Origin of the sequence: Ectopseudomonas oleovorans (genome assembly GCF_029845265.1) — a bacterium.
GTDB classification, from domain to species: domain Bacteria; phylum Pseudomonadota; class Gammaproteobacteria; order Pseudomonadales; family Pseudomonadaceae; genus Aquipseudomonas; species Aquipseudomonas oleovorans.
Genome location: NZ_JAOCLK010000084.1, coordinates 1 through 5,048, shown reverse-complemented (window position 1 = coordinate 5,048; position 5,048 = coordinate 1). Strand labels below are relative to the sequence as shown.

General features: G+C 57.8%; 2 protein-coding genes and 1 pseudogene. 1 reads left to right on the top strand and 2 read right to left on the bottom strand.

What is annotated here, in order from left to right; genetic code table 11:
• Positions 1 to 48: 48 nt before the first annotated feature.
• Positions 49 to 1,310, bottom strand: a pseudogene (locus N5J71_RS21960) (OprD family porin).
• A 323-nt stretch (positions 1,311 to 1,633) separates the two neighbouring features.
• On the bottom strand, positions 1,634 to 2,761 hold the full coding sequence (locus N5J71_RS21955) for a YkvI family membrane protein (protein ID WP_003460110.1): 1,128 nt from the start codon (positions 2,759 to 2,761) through the stop codon (positions 1,634 to 1,636).
• Between the two features lie 456 nt (positions 2,762 to 3,217).
• On the opposite strand from N5J71_RS21955, the gene N5J71_RS21950 reads away from it, so the two are divergent.
• Positions 3,218 to 4,237, top strand: a complete 1,020-nt coding sequence (locus N5J71_RS21950) for a GlxA family transcriptional regulator (protein WP_279917647.1) — start codon at positions 3,218 to 3,220, stop codon at positions 4,235 to 4,237.
• The last annotated feature ends 811 nt before the right edge of the window (positions 4,238 to 5,048 follow it).

The following is a 5,048-nucleotide window of genomic DNA, read 5'->3' as shown; positions in this document are numbered from 1 at the left end:
ATCCTGCGCGGCTGAGAACTGCCCCGGCCAAGGCCGGGGCAGCGACCATCAGAGGATGCTCAGCGGGTATTCGACAAAGGCACGGATCTCGTTGAGATCCGGCCCTACGTCGGTGCTGGAGCGGTAGATGGAGTTACGCAGGCGCAGGTGCAGATCCTTGGCAGCGCCACTCTGGATGGTGTAGCCGATCTGGTTGAAGATCTCGCGCTCGGTGCCGTTGTTGTCGCTGCCGGTATCGATGTTGTCACCGCGTACGTAGGCGAACTTGTAGCGCAGACCCGGCACACCGTACTCGGCAAAATCCAGCTCGTAGCTGGCCTGCCAGGAGCGCTCGTCCTTCAGGTTGAAGTCCGAGTAGTATGAGTTTGCTAGGTAGATGCTGGAACCGCCATCACCGTAGTCATAAGCAAAGCCGGCATCGCCGCTGTTGCGCTGATGCGCTGATGCGCGACGATGAAGGCATGGGCGCCAATGCTGTACTTGGCCGCCAGGCTCCAGATGGTGTTGCGATCACCCTGGCCGTCACCGCCGAGATCCACCGCGGCCACCGAGCCGGTGTCGTACTTGGTGCGGTAGATGTTGAAGTCGAAATTGAGCGCCTGATCCGCTGCCAGCGCCAGATTGTAATTGACGTTGGCGTAGTAGCGTTTGTACATGTCCTCGAGATCGGCGTGATACGCCGCCAGGCTCAAATCGTCGCTGACGGCGTAACTGCCGCCGAGCACATCAATGCTCTTGAGGCGATTGGGGTCGCGTGCCGAGTCGCCCATCGGGCTGTCCGCGGTGAAGCGGCCTGCATTCAGCTCCAGGCCTTCGATCTCGTTGCTGGTGACCAGCGTGCCGGTGAACGACTGTGGCAGCAGACGGCTGTCGTCATGGGCCAGAACCGGCAGGGAAGGGAACTGGTTGCCGTACTTGATCACGGTATTGGAGACGCGCAGCTTCACCGCACCGCCAGCCTGGGACAGGTCGTCCACCGGGCGACCTTCGCTGTCGGTGTCGAAGAAGGCGCGATAGTTGCGGCCGCGACCGCTGTCGAGCTTGACCCCGAGCAGGCCGAAAGCATCGACGCCGAAGCCGACGGTGCCCTGAGTGAATCCGGACTCGAAGGTGGCGATGAAACCCTGCCCCCAGGTCTTGGCGTCGTTGGTGTTGTCCTTGTAGTCACGGTTGAAATAGGCGTTGCGCAGCAACAGATTGAGACTGGCGTCTTCGACGAAACCATTGGTTTCGGACTGACTGCTGGCGTGAGCCAACGGCCCGCCCAGCGCGAGACTGCAAGCCAGCGCGAGACAGTGCTTCTTGTGCATGGGGGCTCCGGTGTTGGTGTGCTGTTCTAAACGCGCCTTACATCGAGGTAAGGCCCGGCCCAGAGGGCGCGCTTAGAGTTATCAGCCTGTCTGCAGATGCACTATTCGAGCTGATCGATGATCACTATCAACGACTTCGATGCGGTGTTCGGGGGGATCGGCGATAGGCTTCTCCCCGATGAAGATTCCATAGGCGGCGGTTATTGCAACAATCCCGGAAGCCGTCGCCCTGGCTCCTCTTCATCTCCTTTGGTTAAGACTTCGGCCGCCTGGTTATCCAGCGGCCTTTTTTATTGGGCGCCAGGCAGAGCACATGCCGCGCATCAGGGACGGGAGGGAATGGCCGCCCCCGACTTGAACAACCGCGTGCGGATATCCTTGGCCAGCATCAGGAAGAGCAGGGCGAAACCCACGTAGCCATTGATCACGTAGACGATATTGATCAGGCGGTCGAAGGGGATGGCCAGGCCGACCACTGTGCCGATCACCGCGAGCAGCACCAGCAGGAGGCGGTGACGCGGGCTGTCTTCGTCCGGGGCGAAGCGCTTTACCGGTGTCCATAGCAGTGGGGCTGCGGTGGTGAAGATGGCGACGAAGACGATGAGCGAGAAGCCGAGAGCCAGCGACGGATGGATCTTGGCCACCAGTACCAGCGTGGGAATCTGCGTGCCGGCCACGTCGTCGAGATGGGCGGCCAGGCCCAGCATCAGGGCCAGCACAGCCAGGCTGAACAACACCGCGCCCAGCGTCGCACCCCAGCAGGCTTCTTTTCTGCTGGAAGCCGATTTGCCCAGGTTGGTCATGAACACTGCCAGCCACATCATGCAGAAGCCGACATAGGAGGCGCAGGCGATCAACCAGTCGCTGCTGGCTTGCAGGATAGCGCCGTCGTTTACCAGCGGCTCCAGCTTGGCTTCATAGTCCAGCAGCCCGGCAGGTGCCATTGCATAGCCGATGATGCCGATGACGATGGCCAGAACGCTCAACAGCGGGCCAATCGAGCCGATGATCGCCACTAGGCGCTTGAAGCCGAAGAACAGTGACACCAGGGTGAGGGCGCCCATTGTCACGCCGCCGACCCAGCTCGGCCAGCCGAATTGCTGATGCAGCGCGGCTCCCGCACCGGCGATCATCACCCAGAAGGACATGAACAGGAACACGACCGAGAAATAATCGAAGAAGTTGCCGATTAGCCTGCCGCAATAATACTGGTAAATACTTTTAGGCTCGGCGAACTGCTGTTCATGGCCGGCGCTGACGAAACTGACATTGACATAGACGAACAGCAGCAACATCAGGGCAATACTGGCGATACCGGCATAACCGTATGCAACGAAGTACTGCATGATTTCTTGTCCGGTGGTGAAACCAGAACCGACCAGCAGGGCGATCAATGATCCGCCTATCAAAATTACGCGTGTCAGACGCACTGGATTGTTGTTCTGAGTCATAGGTATTTCCCTTTTGTTGAGGCTGCCGTGTCGCAAGGCTTCGGCGCGGTATCCGAACTTAACATCCCGTTTTAGCGGTTCTTTCTGACTCGCTTTGGCATGAGATGGAAAAAACATTACGCCGGTCGTGTGGTTTTTAGTGCGGCTATAAGCGGCATGGATTCGTCTGTTTGCGACGCCCCGTTGAACTGGCGTTCCGAAATAATTCCGGATTTGCCGAGCGCGCGATAATCGGGAAGAATCCAGCTAGCAATGTCCTGGCTGGCTGCCAATGAAATGGAGAGGAGGGCATATGTACTCGAAAATACGAGCCAGCCCTGGCAACGGATACATCGATAGAAGGTTGAATATCCAAAAGCCGCATGCGCTACATGCGATTGCCGATAACAAATCCAATAAAACGTAGTTCGGATGAAGGTCTAGAAATTGTTACCCAGACGTAGTTTCAGCGAAGCCATGCAGGGGCAGAACCTGCGCTTCATGGAGGACAGGAAAAAACCGCCCCAGCAGGCTCGGGTAGGTTTTCTGTTGCTCGAGCATTTCTCCTTGCCGGCCTACACCCAAGCACTCGACACCATGGTCACGGCCAACCTGATCAATCCTGACTGCTTCGCGACCGAGTCCTTCAGCCTGAGTGGCGAGTCGGTCACCAGCGACCTGGGGCTGGTGATCTGTCCCGACGCACAATTGCAACTGCCGCATCTGGCGCAGATGGATCTCCTGGTGGTCTGCGGCGGCCTGCGCACGCCGCTGAAGGCTTCGCCTGCGCTGAGCGCCTTGCTGCACGCGGCCGACAAGCAGGCCGTGGAACTGGCCGGACTGTGGAACGGCGCCTGGTTCCTGGGGCAGGCCGGGCTGCTGGATGGGCACAAGTGCGCGATCCATCCGGAGAATCGCGCCGTACTGGCCGAGATCGCCAAGAACAGCCAGGTGACCAGCGAGAGCTACATGGTCGATGGCAACCGGCTGACGGCCGCCAGCCCCAATGGCGCCTTCCACATGGTGATGGACTGGATCCGCAAACGCCATGGTCGCGAGCTGGCCGATGGCATCGTCGACATTCTGGCCTTCGAAGAGTCGCGCTACCGCCGCGCACGGCCGGCGCTGCACGAGAAAATGAGCGAGCCGTTGCGCAACGTGGTGCAACTGATGAGCGCCAATATCGAAGAGCCGCTGAGCCTGAGCCAGATCGCCCAGTACGTCGGACGCTCCAGACGGCAGATCGAGCGGCTGTTCCAGGAACAGATGGCCACCACGCCAGTGCGTTATTACCTGGAGCTGCGCCTGACCGAAGGGCGACGTCTGCTGCAGCATGCCGATCTGCCGATTCTCGACGTGTCGCTGGCTTGCGGGTTCGTCTCGCCGAGTCATTTCAGCAAATGCTACGCAGCGTTCTATGGCTATTCGCCATCGAAGGAAATGCGCTTAGGCAACGTCCGCTCGCCAAAACCCATGACCCCTGATGCCAGTGCTTAGAGGCATCGGCGTCCATTCGCATAATATATATTATGTTAAATTACATATAGGTGAGATGGACCTCTCACCTTGTGACCTTGTGATCGGGTGAATTTGAAACAGAAAGCACCTGAACACCTCTCTCGTGAGCGGTTTGGAAGCAAAATTTGAAACTTCATCTTCTGTGAATCGACAAATTTGAGACTCCAAGGAGACACCTTCAGGGTATGACACACGGGCCGCGTGGATGCGAACTGCTCTTTGACAGCATTGGAAAGCAATGTGGGGCTCCACCTGCTTGTTGGAAGTCAATTTGGAACTTTGCTCCTGGTCTCTTCTATGAATAGTAACGGCTTGAAGTAGAGAAGCCTGAGTCGACATCCGTATCGTACAGGGTTGCGCTTGCTAGGTAGCGCATTCTCCCCGATCAAACACCCCTCCTTCGGGCTCCTTGTATGCAGTATCTAAGTGACACATGCATACAGCAACTGATCGGCTTTTTAGGCAGCGCCGGGCGCTCTAGAATCTGGTTTATAGTCGATTATAAAGTGATTATAGAGCGATTATAGAATTCGCTTTTGGTGCCTGATTGGGCCTGCTCGAAGCAGGCAGCCCCTGCATCTCGCCTAAGCAACAGTATGTTTGACCAGGCCCCCAATTCCTACTTGGGGCTCGACTGAACGGCTAGCGAGGCCGGTCTTGTGCTAGCGCGCCTAGCGGGTGGTGCGAACCCTACGAGCTTGAGAAATCCGGTTAAACGGAGCTACCAGTTGAGCCCGATTGATACCCTGCATGACACTCTATTTGATCCAAATCAACACTATTGCCAAAG